14 protein-coding genes are annotated in these 17,324 nt (G+C 66.5%); 8 read left to right on the top strand and 6 right to left on the bottom strand.

All coding sequences use genetic code 11. The features are described 5' to 3' along the window. Positions 1 to 30 precede the first annotated feature (30 nt). The 6 genes from N5C18_RS06750 (at position 31) to N5C18_RS06725 (ending at position 9,549) form a co-directional block, all read left to right on the top strand. Positions 31 to 807, top strand: a complete 777-nt coding sequence (locus N5C18_RS06750; protein WP_279944111.1) for a DeoR family transcriptional regulator — start codon at positions 31 to 33, stop codon at positions 805 to 807. Continuing rightward, positions 804 to 1,931 (top strand): N-acetylglucosamine-6-phosphate deacetylase, encoded by a 1,128-nt coding sequence (nagA, locus tag N5C18_RS06745; protein WP_053512020.1) that lies wholly within the window; start codon positions 804 to 806, stop codon positions 1,929 to 1,931. The genes N5C18_RS06750 and nagA overlap by 4 nt, the downstream gene beginning before the upstream one ends. Before the next feature lie 186 nt (positions 1,932 to 2,117). Continuing rightward, entirely contained in the window at positions 2,118 to 3,905 is a 1,788-nt protein-coding gene (locus tag N5C18_RS06740; protein ID WP_053512181.1) for an MFS transporter, read from the top strand. A 159-nt stretch (positions 3,906 to 4,064) separates the two neighbouring features. Beyond that, positions 4,065 to 6,824, top strand: coding sequence for a type VI secretion system Vgr family protein (locus N5C18_RS06735; protein WP_279944110.1), 2,760 nt, complete (start codon positions 4,065 to 4,067; stop codon positions 6,822 to 6,824). Next, the gene (locus N5C18_RS06730) at positions 6,821 to 8,437 is read left to right on the top strand and encodes a hypothetical protein (protein WP_279944109.1); all 1,617 of its coding nucleotides are present in this window, start codon (positions 6,821 to 6,823) and stop codon (positions 8,435 to 8,437) included. The genes N5C18_RS06735 and N5C18_RS06730 overlap by 4 nt, the downstream gene beginning before the upstream one ends. After that, positions 8,434 to 9,549: a hypothetical protein gene (locus N5C18_RS06725; RefSeq protein WP_279944108.1), complete on the top strand. Its 1,116-nt coding sequence runs from the start codon at positions 8,434 to 8,436 to the stop codon at positions 9,547 to 9,549. Before N5C18_RS06730 ends, N5C18_RS06725 begins: the two co-directional genes overlap by 4 nt. A gap of 94 nt (positions 9,550 to 9,643) precedes the next feature. Here N5C18_RS06725 and N5C18_RS06720 read toward each other — a convergent pair whose 3' ends face one another. From N5C18_RS06720 to N5C18_RS06695, 6 genes are all read right to left on the bottom strand, one after another. Further along, positions 9,644 to 10,072, bottom strand: a complete 429-nt coding sequence (locus tag N5C18_RS06720) for a hypothetical protein (protein WP_279944511.1) — start codon at positions 10,070 to 10,072, stop codon at positions 9,644 to 9,646. Between the two features lie 50 nt (positions 10,073 to 10,122). Next, on the bottom strand, positions 10,123 to 10,674 hold the full coding sequence (locus tag N5C18_RS06715; RefSeq protein ID WP_271262357.1) for an HdeD family acid-resistance protein: 552 nt from the start codon (positions 10,672 to 10,674) through the stop codon (positions 10,123 to 10,125). Positions 10,675 to 10,732: 58 nt separating this feature from the next. Next, positions 10,733 to 11,422, bottom strand: a complete 690-nt coding sequence (locus tag N5C18_RS06710) for a ComF family protein (RefSeq protein WP_164242862.1) — start codon at positions 11,420 to 11,422, stop codon at positions 10,733 to 10,735. 96 nt (positions 11,423 to 11,518) lie between these two features. Then, on the bottom strand, positions 11,519 to 12,694 hold the full coding sequence (locus tag N5C18_RS06705) for an L-dopachrome tautomerase-related protein (RefSeq protein ID WP_279944107.1): 1,176 nt from the start codon (positions 12,692 to 12,694) through the stop codon (positions 11,519 to 11,521). 192 nt (positions 12,695 to 12,886) lie between these two features. Next, complete coding sequence (locus N5C18_RS06700) at positions 12,887 to 13,387, bottom strand: hypothetical protein (protein ID WP_053451075.1); 501 nt, start codon at positions 13,385 to 13,387, stop codon at positions 12,887 to 12,889. Between the two features lie 23 nt (positions 13,388 to 13,410). Further along, positions 13,411 to 14,781, bottom strand: a complete 1,371-nt coding sequence (locus tag N5C18_RS06695; protein ID WP_279944106.1) for a chloride channel protein — start codon at positions 14,779 to 14,781, stop codon at positions 13,411 to 13,413. A 203-nt stretch (positions 14,782 to 14,984) separates the two neighbouring features. On the opposite strand from N5C18_RS06695, the gene bioB reads away from it, so the two are divergent. After that, positions 14,985 to 16,028 (top strand): biotin synthase BioB, encoded by a 1,044-nt coding sequence (gene bioB, locus N5C18_RS06690; RefSeq protein ID WP_164242859.1) that lies wholly within the window; start codon positions 14,985 to 14,987, stop codon positions 16,026 to 16,028. Positions 16,029 to 16,095: 67 nt separating this feature from the next. Then, a complete protein-coding gene (bioF, locus tag N5C18_RS06685) occupies positions 16,096 to 17,319 on the top strand; it encodes an 8-amino-7-oxononanoate synthase (protein ID WP_279944104.1) in 1,224 nt (407 codons plus the stop codon). The last annotated feature ends 5 nt before the right edge of the window (positions 17,320 to 17,324 follow it).

Genomic DNA, 17,324 nt, shown 5'->3' with positions numbered 1-17,324 from the left:
CTACCTTTCCCCGCGAAACCGAGAATGGCCATGCGCAACACCCGCTCCCGCCGGCAACAGATCCTGCAGCTGCTGATCGAGCACGGCTCGGTGCAGGTAGCCGATCTGGTCGAGCGCTTCGGCGTGTCGGCGGTGACCATCCGGGCCGACCTGACCCACTTCGAGTCGCAGGGCCTGGCCAACCGCACCCACGGCGGCGCCACCCTGGTGCGCACGCCGCCGCAGGAACAGGACATCCACGAGAAGGATTCGCTGAACCTGCCGCTGAAGGAGTCAATCGGCGCCTGCGCCGCACGCCTGGTGCGCCCCGGCGACAACATCATCATCGACTCCGGTTCGACCACGATGACCCTGGCCCGCCACCTGCGCACACAGCGCGACGTCACGGTGATGACCAACGGCCTGAACATCGCCTGGGAACTGGCCAATGCACCCGGCATCAACGTGCTGCTGACCGGCGGACTGCTGCGCCAGCAGTCGCTGTCGCTGCAGGGCAGCCAGGCCGAAGCCAGCCTCAACTCGTACAGCTTCGACACCCTGTTCCTGGGCGTGGATGGCCTGGACCTGCAGTTCGGCCTGACCACCCACGACGAAGCCGAAGCCCGCCTCAACCACCGCATGGTCGAGCGCGCGCGCCGCATCGTGGTGCTGACCGATGCCTCCAAGTTCGGCCGCGTCAGCCTGCACCGCATCGCCCTGCTGGACCAGATCCATACCATCATCACCGACGCCGGCATCGACGACGCCACCCGCGAGGGGCTGCAGCGACTGGGCATCGAGGTGATCATCGCCGAGCCCACCGCATGACCGACACCCGCTCCCTGCAGGGCCGCATCCTCACCCCACTGGGTTGGCGGCGCGGCCATGTCCATTTCGATTCGCACGTGCGCCAGCTGCAGGTGGACGACCACAGCGGCGCTGACGATCTGCAGCTGCCGGTGATCCTGCCCGGCTTCATCGACCTGCATGTGCATGGCGCAGCCGGCGTGGACCTGATGCAGGGCGGCGACGTGGCGCGCACCATTGCCCGTACCCATCTGCGCTTTGGTACCACCACGCTGCTGGCGACCACCATGACCGCCGGCCTGGACGAAATCGAGCACGCGCTGCAGGGCGTGGCCGCTGCGATGGCGGCACCAGATGCAGAGGCCGCGAGCATTGTCGGCGTGCATCTGGAGGGCCCCTTCATCAGCCCGCAACGGCTGGGCGCGCAGCCCAACCGCACGATCGAAGCGACGCTGGCCCTGGTGCAGCAGCTGCACGCACTCGCCCCGATCCGGGTGATGACGCTGGCGCCGGAGATCGGCGAGCACACCGCGTTGATTCCCGCGCTTGCAGCGATGGGCATCCGTGTGCAGCTCGGCCACAGCGCCGGTACCTACGAGGAAGGCGTGGCCGCACTGCAGGCCGGCGCCTCCGGCTTCACCCACCTGTTCAACGGCATGACCGGCGTCGATCACTATCGCCCGGGCATTGCCGCGGCGGCGCTGGCGCATGCGCAGTACGCCGAGATCATTCCCGACCTGCAGCACATCCACCCCGGCGTGATCCGGCTGGCCGCGCGCGCGATCCCGCGCCTGTACGCAGTGACCGACGCCACTGCCGCCACCGGCATGCCCGATGGCGAATACGCCCTGGGCGAGCAACGCGTGCACAAGTGCGGCGGCTGCGTGCGACTGGCCACCGGTTCGCTGGCCGGCAGCGCGCTGACCATGGACCAGGCGTTGCGCAACCTGGTGCGGGTCGGGCTGGACCTGGCTGACGCCTCGCAACGCGTTTCCACCTTCCCGGCCGACTACCTCGGCCTGGGCGATCGCGGCCGCATCGCGCCCGACGCCCGCGCCGACCTGGTGGTGCTGGACGCCGAGCTGCGCCTGCAGCAGGTAGTGGTCGGCGGGCACGTGGTCGATTTGAACGCTGCAAACGCCTGACGTGCCGCCCGTCCTGACGCCTGGAACACCTGACGTACCACCGCTCCTTGACGCCGGAAATGCCTGACGCACCGCCTTTGTAGAGTCGAGCTTGCTCGACTGCTCTGCCGCGCCCTGCGCGGTCAGTCGAGCAAGCTCGACTCTACGAAAGCAATCCGCACCGAAACGCCTCCTGGGAATATGCCGATGACTGCACCCACCGCCCCGCGCTGGCCCGTACGCTACCTGCTCTTCATCGGCGGCCTCGGCGGCCTGCTGTACGGCATCGATATCGGCATCATCGCCGGCGCCCTGCCCTATCTCGAAGCCACCGCCAGCCACGCGTGGCAACTCAGCAGCCAGCAGCTCGGCTTCGTCGTGGCGGCGGTGCTGCTGGGCAGCGTGCTGTCCTCGCTGTTCGCCGGCATGGTCGCCGACCTGGTCGGCCGCCGCGGCGCGATGCTGCTGGCCGGCCTGCTGTTCACCGCGTCGATCCCGATCATGGCGCTGGCCTCGGGCTACACGCCGTTGCTGCTAGGCCGCCTGCTGCAGGGCATCAGTGGCGGCCTGATCGGTGTGGTGATTCCGCTGTACCTGGCCGAAGTGCTCAGCCCCGAACGACGCGGGCGCGGTGCGGCCATGTTCCAGCTGCTGCTGACCATCGGCCTGGTGCTGGCGGCGCTGATCGGCCTGTACCACGCACATGCAGTCGACGCCGCCGCTGAAGCCGTGCGCTCACTGCCGGTCGCGCAACAGGCGCAGGAACTATTCACGGTGAAGGACCACGCCTGGCGCACCATCTTCTGGACCTGCCTGGCGCCGGGCCTGCTGTTCTGCGCCGGCATCTTCTGGCTGTCCGAGTCGCCGCGCTGGCTGGTGCGCCGCGGTCGCATCGATGATGCGCGCCGCAGCCTGCAGCGGGTACTGCCCGCTTCGGAGGTGGAGCCGACGCTTGCACAGATCCAGGCACCGGAATCGAGCAGCCGCGACGGCAAGCGCGACCCGCTGCTCAGCCGCCGCTATGTGGTCCCGTTCCTGCTCGCCTGCGTGGTGCTGGCCTGTACCCAGGCCACCGGCATCAACTCGGTGCTGGCCTATGCGGTGAACATCCTCAACCAGGCCGGCCTGTCCGGCTCGGTGGCCAACAGCGCCGACGTGGCGATCAAGCTGCTCAATGCGGTGATGACCGTGGTCGCGCTGCTGCTGGTCGATCGCAAGGGCCGCAAGTTCCTGCTGATGCTCGGCAGCGGCGGTATCTGCGTGGCCCTGCTGGCCGCCGCGACCCTGTTCTTCCAGGCCGAGCGTGGCCGCGCAGACGTGCAATCGCAGCTGCAGGCCGCCGTCAGCGGCGATGGCCTGCAGCTGGTGCTGGATGAAACGCAGTGGCAGCGCCTGGGCGGAGGCATCGACAGCGAAGGCCGGCCACTGCAGCTGACCGTGTCGTACGCCTACGGCGATTTCACCAATGTGCGCGCCCTGCGCAGCGACAACCTGACCGATCGCGAGCTGCGCATCGAGCGTGCCGGCACCGTGCAGCCGGACAGCGTGATCGGCGCGTTCTTCCGCAAACTGCATCTGAACCCGTTCGCCGACCCGGCCAAGGCCGCGCAGGCACCGTTGCGCATCGAGCAGGCACGCATCGGCCCGGTACCGCCGCCGGCACACGGCTGGGCGGTGGCCGCCTGCATCCTGGTATTCGTCGCGTTCTTCGCAGTCGGCCCCGGCGTCTGCGTGTGGCTGGCGCTGTCCGAGCTGATGCCCAACCGCATCCGCTCCAACGGCATGAGCATCGCGCTGCTGATCAACCAGTTCGTGTCCACCACCATCGCCGCGATCTTCCTGCCCACGGTGGGCCACTACGGCTACGCCAGCATGTTCGTGTTCTGGGCGGCGTGCACCTTCGTGTTCTTCCTGGTGGCCGCGCTATGGCTGCCCGAGACCAAGGGCAAGTCGCTGGAGGAGATCGAAGCACGGTTTGCCGGCAAGCGGGGCTGATCGCGGCGTCGCGATTGCACAGCCCGTCTTCCGTAATCCTGTCGTGAACAGCCCGATCCGGGGCCGGCAAGCGTGATGCATCCCGCAGGAATGGCGTAGCTCGCGGCAGCCGGCGGCGTCCTGCCCCAACAGTTCTCCCACTACAAAGGGAGATTCTGCATGGGCATGGATGCCGCTGGTGTCGCACTGGTCCGGGCAATCACGCTCGACGCCCGGCAACCACGCCTGCTGCGCCTGCAGGGGCTGCATGAAACGTGGGTCGTCGAACGCTTCGAAGGCACCGAATCGGTCTGCGGCGACAACCGCCTGCAGATCGACTGCCTGGCTACCGACGCCTTCCTGGAACTGGAATCCTGGCTGGAGCAGCCGCTGACCCTGCAGCTGCGCCAGGCCGACGGCTCGCTGCGGCAGTGGCATGGCCTGTGCACCGAGGCGGCACAGCTGGGCAGCGATGGCGGCCTGGCCCGCTACCGCCTGATCCTGGAACCCTGGACGGCGCTGCTGCGGCTGCGCCGCAACGCGGTGATCTTCCAGGACCAGGACACCCGCGCCATCTGCGAGCAGATCTTCACCGACTACCCGCAGGCAGTGTTCCGCTTCGACGTGCAGGCCGAACTGCCGGTCCGTGCGATCACCACCCAGTACCGCGAGACCGACTGGGCCTTCGTCACCCGCCTGCTGGCCGAAGCCGGCCTGGCCTGGCGCATCGAGCAGGCACAGGGCGATGAGGCCGCGCACACGCTGGTGGTGTTCGAGCCGGGGGCCGAGCTGCCTGACCGCGGCACGTTGCGCTTCCATCGCGCCGACATGGCCGAGGCCCGCGATGGCATCACCGCCTTCGCCGAGCGCCAGCAGCTGGTGCCCAACGCCAGCACCGTGGCCAGCTGGCACAGCGAGCAGGTCGGTGCCGTGGCCGCGCAGTCCAGTGCCGACGCTGGCAGCCTGCCGGCGCTGGAGGTCTATGTGCAGCCGCGCGCCGGCCGTTTCGCGCAGTCCGGCTGGGCCGATGCCGAAGCGCAGGCGCGGCTGGATGCGCTGCGCGTCGGCCAAGTACTCTACAGCGGCAGCGGCAGCGAGCGCCGGCTGGCCGCCGGCAGCACCTTCAGCCTGGCCCAGCATCCGCAGCACGAAGGCCAGGCCTTCCAGCTGCTGGCGGTGCAGCACGTGGCCCTGAACAACCTGGACCAGGGCATCGCCGACCTGCTGGGCAGCCCGGCACTGGAACGCGGTGCCTACCGCAACAGCTTCATCGCCACCGGCAGTGGCGTGCCGCTGCGCGCCCTGCCGCAGGACCGCCCCACCCTGCACGGCCCGCAGACCGCGCGCGTGGTCGGCATCGCCAACGCCGCGGTGACCCCCAACCGCGAGCACCAGGTGCGCATCCAGTTCGGCTGGCAGCGCTGCAGCACGCCCAACCCCGGCGGCCTGACCGACACCGGCAGCGCCCAGCCCGGCCATGCCCCCGGCGACCACACCAGCGGCAGCTGGGTGGCCGTGGCCGAATGGGTGGCCGGCCCCAACTGGGGCACCAGCTTCCTGCCCCGCGTGGGCAGCGAGGTGCTGGTGGAATTCCTGCACGGCGACATCGACCAGCCACGCATCACCGGCCAGCTGTACAACGGCGAGGTCGCCCCGCCCTTCGGTGGTGGCATCGACGAGAACGCGCGCCATCCCGGCGTGCTCAGCGGCCTGCATACCCAGGCCCACGACGGCAGCGGCACCCAGCAGTGGCTGATGGATGACACCCCCGGCCAGCTGCGCACCCGCCTGCACAGCTCGCTGGCTGACAGCCGGCTGGAACTGGGCTACCTGATCGCCCATCAGGACACCGCCCGCGGCGCGCTGCGCGGTGAAGGTTTCGAACTGGCCACCCAGGGCTGGGGCAACGTGCATGCCAGCGAAGGCCTGCTGCTGTCGGCCAGCCTGCAGGAGCGCGCCGCATCCACGGTGATGGACAACGCCAGCGTGGTGGCGCAGCTCAAAGGCGCCGAACGCAGCCTGGAACAGATGCAACAGACCCTGGCCGAGCAGCAGGTGCCGGGCCTGGCCGAGTACCAGCGCACCCAGCAGCTGCGCGAGCAGATCGACCCGAAGGCGCAGGGCCGCTACACCGGCGACGTGAACGGGCAGAGCGCGATGAAGCCCGGCAGCGACGGCCGCAGCCCTGGCGAGCGGCCGGTGGAACGGCTGGGCACGCCGCTGCTGGTGGCCGAAGCGCCGCACCACGTGGCCTGGACCACCGCGGCCAGCGCCGTGGCCTATGCCGGGCAGAACCTGCAGATGACCGTGCAGCAGGACCTGCACGTCAGCGCCGGCGAGACCCTCGCCACCGTGTCCGGCGAGCACGTCTCGCTGTTCGCGCAGAGCGGCCCGCTGCGGGTGATCGCCGCGCAGGGGCCGGTCAGCCTGCAGGCCAACGATGGCGAGCTGGAGCTGCTGAGCGACCAGGCATTGACCATCACCGCCACCGACGAGCGCATCGACGTGCTGGCGCAGACCAAGGTGGTGCTGCAGGCCGGCAGCAGTGCGATCACGCTGGAGGGCGGCAACATCACCTTCAGCTGCCCCGGCGAGTTCAAGGTCAAGGCGGGCGAGCATCCGTTCATGGGCGGGGAGCACGCTGTCCCGTTCATCCCTCCGCTTCCTGGAGGGCTTCAGCGCATTCCCGACTGGATCGCGTTGGACTACCGCGATGTGGAAACACAACAGGCCATGGCAGGCACTCCTTACGAAATCCACTTCAGGAACGGCTCGGTCATCAAGGGAAAGCTGGATGTTGCCGGCAAGGCCCACCATGAGCCCATCCCGAAGCAGGAGGTAGAGAAGGTCGTCTATGAACCCCGCAGCGCTGATACGGAAGACAACTGGCCCGACCTCGAGCTGATCGCCAACCCTCAACAGGGTGCGGGCCGTGGGTGATTCGCGCACCGATCTCCCCAATCAGGCCCCCCCCCGTCACCCTGCAGCAGCTTCGCGAAGCGCTCGCCTTCATCAGCGAGCAGTACAGGAGTGCTGTCGACGGCGGCAAGAACGTCTTCGCATGGCTGTGGGAGTCGATCCAGGGGGACTTCAACCAGGAGCGCAGCACCGGGCAGGTCGTATTCGACACCGCCATTTCAATGATCCCCGGCGTGGACCAGGTCTGCGACGTCCGAGACATCATTGCCAACTGCAAGCAGATCAACGACGACAAGAGCAATTCCTGGGCCTGGATCGCGCTGGTCCTGACCCTGATCGGCCTGATCCCCACGCTGGGCTCGCTGTTGAAGGGTGTATTGAAGATCTTCTTCCTCTTCATCCGCCGCTTCGGCTTGAACCATCTTGTTCGCGCTGTGGATGAGGCCATGAGCTGGGTCATCACGCTCCTGCGCCGACGTGAAGTCGCCCAATACTGGAAAGCGCTGCGCTGGGACCGCGTGTTCCATGAGCTGGCGAAGCAGACCCGCATCGTGCGTGCACGGGTGACCCAGGCACAGCTGTTGAAAGCCTTCGATCGCGCCGTGCTGCTGATGCGTAGCCTGCTGGGCAAGGTGGCCGACATCCCGATGGTGGGGCGCCGTGCCCAGGAGACCATCGATCTGGTCGTTGGCATCCGGAAGATCGCAGACAACTACATCGGAAAAGTACTGGCGCCCGTACAGCGCATCCTTGACACGATCATCAAACGCCTTGAATTCGAAGACATGGTGCAGCGGCGCGGCATCGTCAACGCCGGCAATTTCCATTTCACCGGAACGCTGCCCGAGGCACATGCCGTGACGTTGATGCGGCGGGTTGATCCGCCGCCTTCGTGGCTTGGTAAAGGAGAGCCAACCAAGAATATGCCGCTCGATCCGTCCGACTATCGTGCACGTGTCGACAAGATGGCGGACAAGGGCTTCCCGAAATTGACCGATGACCAGATCAAGAGTTTTGCCAAAGGCATGTGCGCCGATACGATCAAGGGACCTGCAAAGCTGTATCGCGTGGTCTCACCAGCGAACTTCAGTGCCGGTGCGGACTGGGTTACCGAAGAAGTCTTCAATACGATCATGAAGTCAGCCGACACGAGGGCCACCTGGCGAAAGCACCTGGCCGTCTGGCCAGACTGGAACCCCAATGGACAGTTCGTCGTCTATGAGCTCAAGGCAGGAGAAGAACTGAAGGTGTGGCGCGGCCCGGCATCTGCCCAGAAGAAAGACGTTCTGCCGGATCACCACCTTGAAGGCGGCTACGAGCAGATCAAGTTCGATGCCGCGTTTGAATACGACGCTGCCGGCACGCCGGGAAAGAGGACGTTGGCCGATAGTTCGGAGTACTACGCGGTTAATGAAACGACTGGCGCCATGACCAAGAGCAGCATGACCTATGACAAGTGGAAGCTCCTGCCTCCGCATGAGCAGGTGAAATACGTCAGCCTGCGAACCAAGATCAACAACCCCCGCATTCTCGGCCCAATGGACACCGGCTGGGGGACGACCGACTTTGGTACTCAAATGAATGACGTAAAGCTTGGCCTGCCGAACATCTCCGGCCAGAAAATGAATCAATGAACATGAAAATTCAATATCCGGAACTGAATCCGTGGCACAAACGCCAAGCCGCCCTCATCCATCATTTCACCTCGATGGAGTACCTGAAGGGCCTGCTGCCGCAGATCGACAGCCTGCTAGCCATGACCGACCAGATACTTGATGAGCGCTCGCATCTGGATACAGCTGGCAGAGCCTTGGCGGGTTGGGAATCACAAGATACGGCATCGCATTTTTCGACGTATGCCTATCCTGCACTGATGGAGTTCCGGGAATGTGTGGTTGAAGACATAGCACTGCGCTCAATCGAGCGGTATCGAGGAGCAGCTGAACACCAATGTGCTCGCATGCTGGAGGAGTACGCCTACCAGATGGCCTGGGCGACGCCGGAGCAGGAAAAGCTGTTCCGTGACACCACCGAAAGCGTCTTCAGATATGCACGGGAGCTCTCAGGGCTAGTCGAACGTCCACCCGTCAAGAATGACTTCTCATTCTGGCTCCTCTGGAACAAGCGTGTGATCGACTCACATCGAATCCCAAAATTCCGTGTCCGTACAGATTTTGTCGTGCGAACCAATCAGGCTCCCCCGCGTACTGGCATCTACGTCGCCAAAGACGACCCCATGGCTTCACTTCAGTTTGCATGGACCGGTGGGTACGGACACCTTTGCCCAGCCATGGCCCCCAATGATGTTGGACGAGCCGTACTGCGGCAGTTCGGTCGAGAGCGACTGTGGGGCGATGCAGAAGGCCTGTATCGCTTCCTCGATGCAAACCGGCATCTGGATCCCTATGGATGGTCAGACATTCAGGCCGATCTGGTGAAGGTGGCTCCGTCGGTGATCGCCGGTTCGGCCTTCGACCTGAAGGATTGCGACTGGTATTTTGTCGAACCCATTGCCGATGAATTCGAGGATATCGACGGCAGCTACGCCGGCACGGATCGGCCGGACCGACGACCAGACCGAGTCGCAGCAGGAAAGCGGGCGCCTGTGGCCGGCTGGTGGTACACCCCCGCGCAAGGTGGCCGGCGCTTCTTCAAGCAAGGCGATGTGTTCCCCGCCATCAACAGCGACTGGGGTGACACCTTCTGGATCTGGGCTGCAGACCAGGCGCCGCCGCCAAAGCGCTGAGCCCATCACTGGATGAGGGTTGTATAAATGGCGGCCCTTCCCCAAGGCAGCACGCTGTCCCACGCGCACGGCGCATGCACGCACCTGCCCGCTGCTACGGCTTCACCGGCACAGACCCGGTGATGTGTTTCTCCAGTGCCTCGGCATCCCTACCGGTCAACCCACTCAGGTTCATCGACTCCGCAAACGGTCCCTGCACCGTCGCCACCATCAGCACCCGGCCATCCACGCTGATCGCCATGCGCTGGCCGACCATCGCCGCTGTGCCATCGTGGATGCGCTGGTGTGCCTCGGGCCGATAGCGGATCTGCAGCGCCGTCTGGCCGTACTCATCCTGCACGGAGCGCACGTCAGCGATGTCCGCACTGCGGGCAAGTGGAGGCTCGCGCAGCGTCAGCTTCTCGTCCTGCCACTGAACCGGCACGCCCTTGCCGGCCGCATCGACCGCGCTCAGGCGCACATCCACGCCGGGCAGTGGCGGGCGGTCCGCTCCCAACACCATGGCGGGCGTGGCGCTGGGCATGCAACCGGCCAGGGCCGTCGCCGCCCCCAACACCAGCGTAAGCAGAGCCCTCACTTCAGCTTCCGCAGCTTGAACGCCACCAGCACCTGCAGCAGCCCGTACAGCAGGCTGCCGATGCCGATCCACAGCGTGGTCACCGCCACGCCTGCATAGGGGTTGGCCACGAACAGCAGGCCCAGCACCACGGCCAGCACGCCACTGAGGATCAGCAGCCATTCGCCCTGGATCTGCCTGCGCACCCGGATCGCGAACACGATGCGATAGATGCCGGCCACCAGCAGCCACGCTGCCAGGAAAAGCACCAGCACGCTGGCGGTGGCCAGCGGATTGATCACCGCCAGGATGCCGAAGCCCAGCGAAGCGATGGCATACAGCGCCAGCCAGCCGCGGGAAGCACCACTGCCACCGCTGATCAGTGCGAACAGGCTGATGACGCCCTCAACGATGGCGACTACACCCAGCGTCCACGCCAGTGCCATCGCCGCTGACAGCGGCCAGCCGATGGCGACAATGCCGAAGCCCAGCGCGACCAGCCCATACAACAGCAGGATCCACCAGCTACGGCCGACCGCCGACAACAAGGGAGACAAGGGGGAATTCATGGCCACTCCTTCGATCCGGAACCTGGCTCATCCTAGACCCTGGCGATGAAGGGGGCGATCACGGCACCCGCGCGCAGACCCACACGCGCACCTCCGCAGCGCCGACCAGGCGCAGCGTCTCGGCGACCTCCATCACCGTGCTACCGGTGGTCATCACGTCATCGACCACGGTCAGCCGCGTGGGCACCGGACCACGGATAGCAAACGCATCGAACAGATTTTCCCTGCGTTGTTCGGCCGTGCGTTCGGACTGCGGTGCAGTGTGGCGGCGCCGGTACACACCGTGCCAGACCGGCATTGGCAGCAATCGGCACAGTTCGGCGGCCTGGTTGTAGCCGCGCTGGCGCAGGCGGCGGTTGTGCAGCGGCACCGGTACCAATGGCGGGCACGACCAGGGCGGTGGTGTGCGTTGCATCAGTTGCGCGAGCAGGCGTCCGGCTGCGAGATCCTGATGAAATTTGTAGCGCACCAGCAGCTGATCCACAGGCGGCAGGTACAGCAGGCTGGCATGCGTGGCGGCCTGTGGCGGTACCTCCTCGCGGCAGGTTCCGCAGACGATCAACGCGTTGTCGGGCAGCGGCAATGCGCAGCGCAGGCAGGCGCGGCCGGACCACGGAAGTTCGGCCAGGCATGCAGCGCAGAGGTCCAGCCCATCGTGGCCCGGGTCACCGCAGACCAGGCAGCGGAGCGGTAGCAGTACACGAAGTGCAGCCTGCACGTGGCGGACTGGGTTGAAGAAGGCAGACATGCACTTCAGCATGTCGCCGCCGTCAGCGCGTTGCCATCGGGGGCGCCCTCAACGACCCGTAGGCATTTTCATCGCCCACATTCTGCCCCGATCACTTCACCGCGTTGGCGCAGGCTTCGCATCCACCCGAGTGCGATACACCATGTACGGCGTCTGCCGCCGATCCACGCCGCCATTGAATCCGGCTTGCCGATGCAGCTGGTTGGCGGTGAAGTACAGATAGCCATCGGGCCCCATCGACAAGGTATCCGGCCACAGGATGCGCGGGTCGTGCACCACAGTCGTCCAGCGCCCCTGCGCATCGCGGGCATGGATGGCGTTGTGCTCGTAGTCGCTCGCATACAGCCGGCCGTTGGCGTCCATCTCCATACCATCGGACGCGCCCTTGTCGCCGAGGTCGACCACGGCCGCAGCCAGCGCCGCCTCACTTACCTTGGGGTCGCGCAGCAAGGCGGTGGGCACGCTGTACAGATGGCGACTGGACAACGGGGTATAGAACAGCGTCGCGCCATCCGGCGACAACGCAATGCCATCGGCAGCCACGGTGAACGGCTGCGTGGAACCATCCGCGTTGCGCAGTCGCATCTGCTGTCCTTCCACGATCGGTACGAATGCCGGATCCGCCGATGTGGACACATGGCCGATCAGGCGCTTGGACGCGGCGCCGGTAGCGAGGTCGATCACGATGATGCCGCCGGTGCCGCTCAGCGACGAGTCGGTCACGTAGGCCACGCCCTCGCGACCGACACGGAAATCGAAGCGCACATCGTTGACGTAGGTGCGCGCGTCGATGACGTTGACCGGGAACACCAGCGTTCTGGCCACGGTATTGGTGGCCAGATCGATCGCCACCAGCTTGGCGCCGCCGGCCTGTGGTGCAGAGAACCCGGGCGCGGCGGTGTCCAGCACCCACAACCGACCCTGGCCATCGGCCACCACACTCTGCACGCTGATGAAGTGGGCCGCCGGATCGGGACCGTCCTTGCGGTTGATGCGCGCATCCGGATAGGGCACGGCGCGGCCGTCGCGCCATTCGGCCACGCTGTAAGGCACCTCATCGCCCCAGCGCGGGAAGTTGACAAAGATCCTCCCGGTCTCGGACACCGCCACGCTGGTGGGCATGGCGCCCTCGAAACGCGCCACCGGCTCGATGATGCCGATGCTGCGATCGCTGGGCAGCACAGGCGTTCCTGCCAGCGCCAGCGCCAGCGCGGGGGAACTGGCCAGGGCCAGCACGGCAGCCGCCAGGCGGCGGATACGGCAGTTGATCATGGTTGCTCTCGATGCAGGTCCGGGTGCAGCCCCGGCGTGGGTGCATCTTCAGCGGCGCACCTGGCATCGGGTAGACGGTGCAACGGGGAATCATCTTCACTGCAGGAGTGAAGATGAAAGGAAGATTGATCGCGTTGATCGAAGCAATGAATATCGTCTATCAGTTGCGTGCCTGCCTTGTGGCGAACCCGCTCAACACATCTCAATGGCTGCCAACGCGGTCTCGAACCTGTGCTGGCCTTCTTCACCCCACCAGGGAACGGTCATCACAGCACCCCGCTGCTGCAACTGGTGCAGAAGAAGCAGGAAGGCTTGTACCTCCCGCTCGCCCCACGACGGTCCCATGCGGTAGTCAAGCGTCAACCCATGGCGCATGACGAGCACACCCAGTTCTGGCAGAAGAACGCCGTCGCAGGCGATGTCTGCAAGACTGATATGGAAAGGCTCTACTTCGTCCTGGAGAACACGCCGCGCGTCGCCCGGCCCCATGAACGGCTGACCACGATCTTCCGCACCGAGCCAGAGCTGCACGCTTCCAGAAGCCGCGACGCGGGCACCGCAGGCAAACAGATAGGCGAACGCATCAGCCGTCCCGGCGGCTTCACAGCACGTGAGCTCCACTTCCGGGAGCGAACCATCATCGGTGACGAAGTAGCACCGTAACGGCGCCAACACCTCCTGCGGGAGGAACATTGCGACTCCTGGCTGCATTGCTCCTACTCATCTCCATTTTCACGCGAGTGGGAGGATCGCACAGCGGGCGCCTCGACAGCCACATCTCCAACCGTCTTCGGCACCATCAACAGCTCTGCCAGCCCACGATAGATCGGCACCCGGCATACCAGCCCGGACACACCGCGGGCGATCAGCACCGTGGCCAGGATCGGCAACAGCAGATCACCGCTGTCGGTCAGCTCCAGCGAGATCACCGCCGAGGTCAGCGGCGCCTGGGTGACACCGGTCAGGTAGGCGCACATGCCCAGCAGCACGAACGCGCGCGGGTCCACGCCCGGCATCAGTACCGCCAGGTTGTGGCCCAGGCCGGCACCGACCGCCAGCGCCGGCGAGAACAGGCCACCGGGGATGCCGGCGACATAGGACGCCAGATTGGCCAGGAGCTTCATCAGCCCGAATTCGTGGCCCACCAGCGCCTGGCCCTGCACCAGGCTGCGCGCCTGCTCATAACCGGTACCGAATGCGCCTTCACCGAACACCAGCGCCAGCAGTACCACCACCAGGCCGCATCCGGCGGCCAGCAGCACCGGATGCCGTTGTCGCAGCTGGCCCAGCCAACGTGGACGCCCCGCCGCACTGGCCAGCACCGCACGCGCGAACACTCCGCCCAGCAACCCGGCCACCACGCCACACAGCAGGATCGCCAGCCAGCCCTGGCCCAGCGGCAACCGCGCACTTACATGGCCGAAGTAGGTGTAGTTGCCCAGCAGGCCCAGCGACACCACGCCACCGACGATCACCGCGGTCAGCAGGGTGCCGGAGAACCGATGCTCGAAACGGCCGCTGAGCTCTTCGATGGCAAAGACGATGCCGGCCAGCGGTGTGTTGAAGGCGGCGGCGATACCGGCTGCGCCACCGGCCAGCAGGAAGTGCGAGAGCTCACGCGGATCCTTGAAGCCGAACCAGCGGCCGAACAGGTACATCAGGCTGGCGCCCACATGCACGGTGGGGCCTTCGCGCCCCACTGACGCACCGCCCAGCAGCGACAGCGAGGTCAGCAGCAGCTTGCCGGCCGACACGGCAGGCGAAAGGTTGGCCTCCCGGAACGATGTGTCCGGCTTGTCCAGGGCGGCAATGACCTGCGGAATGCCGCTGCCGCGTGTGGGCTTCAGCACGCCACTGGTCAGCCAGGCCAGCAACGCGAAGATGCCAGGCGTGAGCAGCAAGGCCCACCACGGCGAGTGCGAGGTGATGCGCTGGAACAGGTGGAAGGCGGCATCACTGGCCTTGGCGAACAGGATCGCCACCAGCGCTACGGCCACGGCACCGCCCCACAGCGCGGCGCGGCGGCGCCAGGCCTCGCTCAGGACCAGCGCAGTGATACGGCCACGGAGGCGGTAAAGATCAATCATGGGAACGAGTCTGCGCGCCAGCGCTTGCGTTGGGCAGCGGCCACTGTGGCCGGAAGTCTTGCAGGATGCGGTGAAATACGGCGCATTGATCGACTTCGATTGCATGATCAAACTGTAAACCACCTGACCTACATGATAGTTGACAGTCTGGGCACGCCCACCCACACTGCCGCCCTCGCTCCATTCGTACCCAAGGTCCCGCCATGGCTGCTGCCATCCGCCACGACTGGCAACACGACGAACTGCAGGCGCTGTTCGATCTGCCGTTCCCCGAGCTGCTGTTCCGCGCCGCAGCGGTCCACCGCGAGCATTTCGACCCGTCGCAGGTACAGGTCTCCACGCTGCTGTCGGTGAAGACCGGCGGGTGCCCGGAGGACTGCGCGTACTGCCCGCAGGCGCAGCGCTACACCACCGGGGTGAACGCGCAGAAGCTGATGGACACCGACGCGGTGCTGGCCAAGGCGCGCCAGGCCAAGGCCGCCGGTGCATCGCGCTTCTGCATGGGCGCCGCATGGCGTTCGCCGAAGGACCGCGACATCCCGAAGGTGGCGGCGATGATCGCCGGGGTGAAGGCATTGGGCCTGGAGACCTGCGCCACGCTGGGCATGCTCAGTGGCGAGCAGGCGCGTGCGCTGAAGGATGCCGGCCTGGACTACTACAACCACAACCTCGATACCGCGCCGGACTACTACGATTCGATCATCCACACGCGCCAGTACCAGGACCGCCTCGATACGCTGGAGCACGTGCGCGACGCCGGCCTGAAAACCTGCTGCGGCGGCATCGTCGGCATGGGCGAGACGCGCGCGCAGCGGGTCGGCCTGCTGCTGGCGCTGGCCACGCTGCCGGCCCATCCCGATTCGGTGCCGATCAACAAGCTGGTGCAGGTGGCGGGTACCCCGCTGCACGGCAGTGCCGAGCTGGACCCGTTCGAGTTCGTGCGCATGATCGCCGTGGCGCGCATCGCCATGCCGCGCTCGATGGTGCGGCTGTCGGCCGGGCGTGAGGCCATGAGCGACGAACTGCAGGCGCTGTGCTTCATTGCCGGTGCCAATTCGATCTTCTACGGCGACAAGCTGCTGACCACCGGCAACCCGGAAAGCGAGCGCGACCTGGCCCTGTTCGCGCGGCTGGGGCTGCAGCCGATGGCGGTGCAGGTGGACGCCGAGGGCCACGACCACGGTGGCACCGTGCACGCCGACATCAGCGCCGATGCGCCCGGCTGCGGCTGCGCTCACGCGGCCTGAGACGGGATGCAGGCAGGCGTCGCGGCAACGCGCTACCCTAGCCGCCCCGTCGCCGCATTCAGCCGCCATGGCCCGCCCCGACCTGACCGCTCGCCTTCATGCCCAGCGCGCCCTGCGCGATGCCCAGGGGCGTCGCCGCCCGCGACGCACGGTCAGCCGTCGTGATGGCGTGCGCCTGGAGGTGGATGGCCAGTGGCTGACCGGCTTCTGCAGCAACGATTACCTGGGCCTGGCCCAGCAGTTCAGCGTGGTCAATGCGTTGCAGGACGCGGCCGCACGCGAAGGCGCCGGTGCCGGTGCCTCGCACCTGGTCTGTGGCCACCACGCGATGCACGATGCACTGGAGCGCGAGGTGGCCGAGTGGCTGGGCTATCCGCGTGCGCTGCTGTTCGGCAGTGGCTTCGCCGCCAACCTGGCGGTGCAGCAGGCGTTGTTGAGCGAAGAGAACGATGTGTGCGTGCAGGACAGGCTCAACCATGCCAGCCTGCTGGATGCGACCCGGCTTGCCGGCGCGCGCCTGCGCCGCTATCCGCATCTGGATGCGGAAGGTGCGATGCGTCAGCTCAAGCATGCGCCCGATGGCGCGGCGATGCTGGCCACCGATGGTGTCTTCAGCATGGATGGCGACATCGCCCCATTGCGTGCACTGTCGCTGGTGGCACGACTGCAGCAGGCGCTGTTCTACGTCGATGACGCGCACGGCGTAGGCGTGGTCGGTGATGGCCGTGGCGCGGTCGCGGCGGCCGGACTGGGCGTGGACGATGTGCCGCTGCAGCTGGTCACGCTGGGCAAGGCGCTGGGTGGTTCCGGCGCCCTGGTGCTGGGCCGCGACGACCTGGTCGAGCATCTGGCCGAAACCGCACGCCCCTATATCTACACCACCGCCGTACCACCGGCGATGGCGGCGGCGGCACTGGAAGCGGTGCGCCTGGCACGCCGCGACCACTGGCGCCGCTCCAAACTGGCCGATCTGATCGCGCTGTTCCGCAGCGAAGCGCGTCGCCACGGACTGGACCTGATGGCCTCGGAGACCCCGATCCAACCGTTGCTGTGTGGCGACGACCACTCGGCCGTGGCGATGTCGCGGGCGCTGGAACAGGCCGGCTGGCTGGTCGGTGCGATCCGACCGCCGACGGTACCGGAGGGCAAGGCACGCCTGCGCGTCACCCTGTCCGCGCTGCACTCGCCGGACCAGGTGCGCGGCCTGGTCGACGCCATCGCCAGCGCGCGTGACCACGTCGCCCTGTCCGCACGTGAGAGCGCCCCGCCACCGCTGCCCGCCTTTGCCTGAGTTCC

Source organism: Stenotrophomonas sp. GD03930 (genome assembly GCF_029839665.1).
GTDB classification, from domain to species: Bacteria; Pseudomonadota; Gammaproteobacteria; order Xanthomonadales; family Xanthomonadaceae; genus Stenotrophomonas; species Stenotrophomonas forensis.
This window is presented reverse-complemented; position numbering and strand designations above follow the sequence as displayed.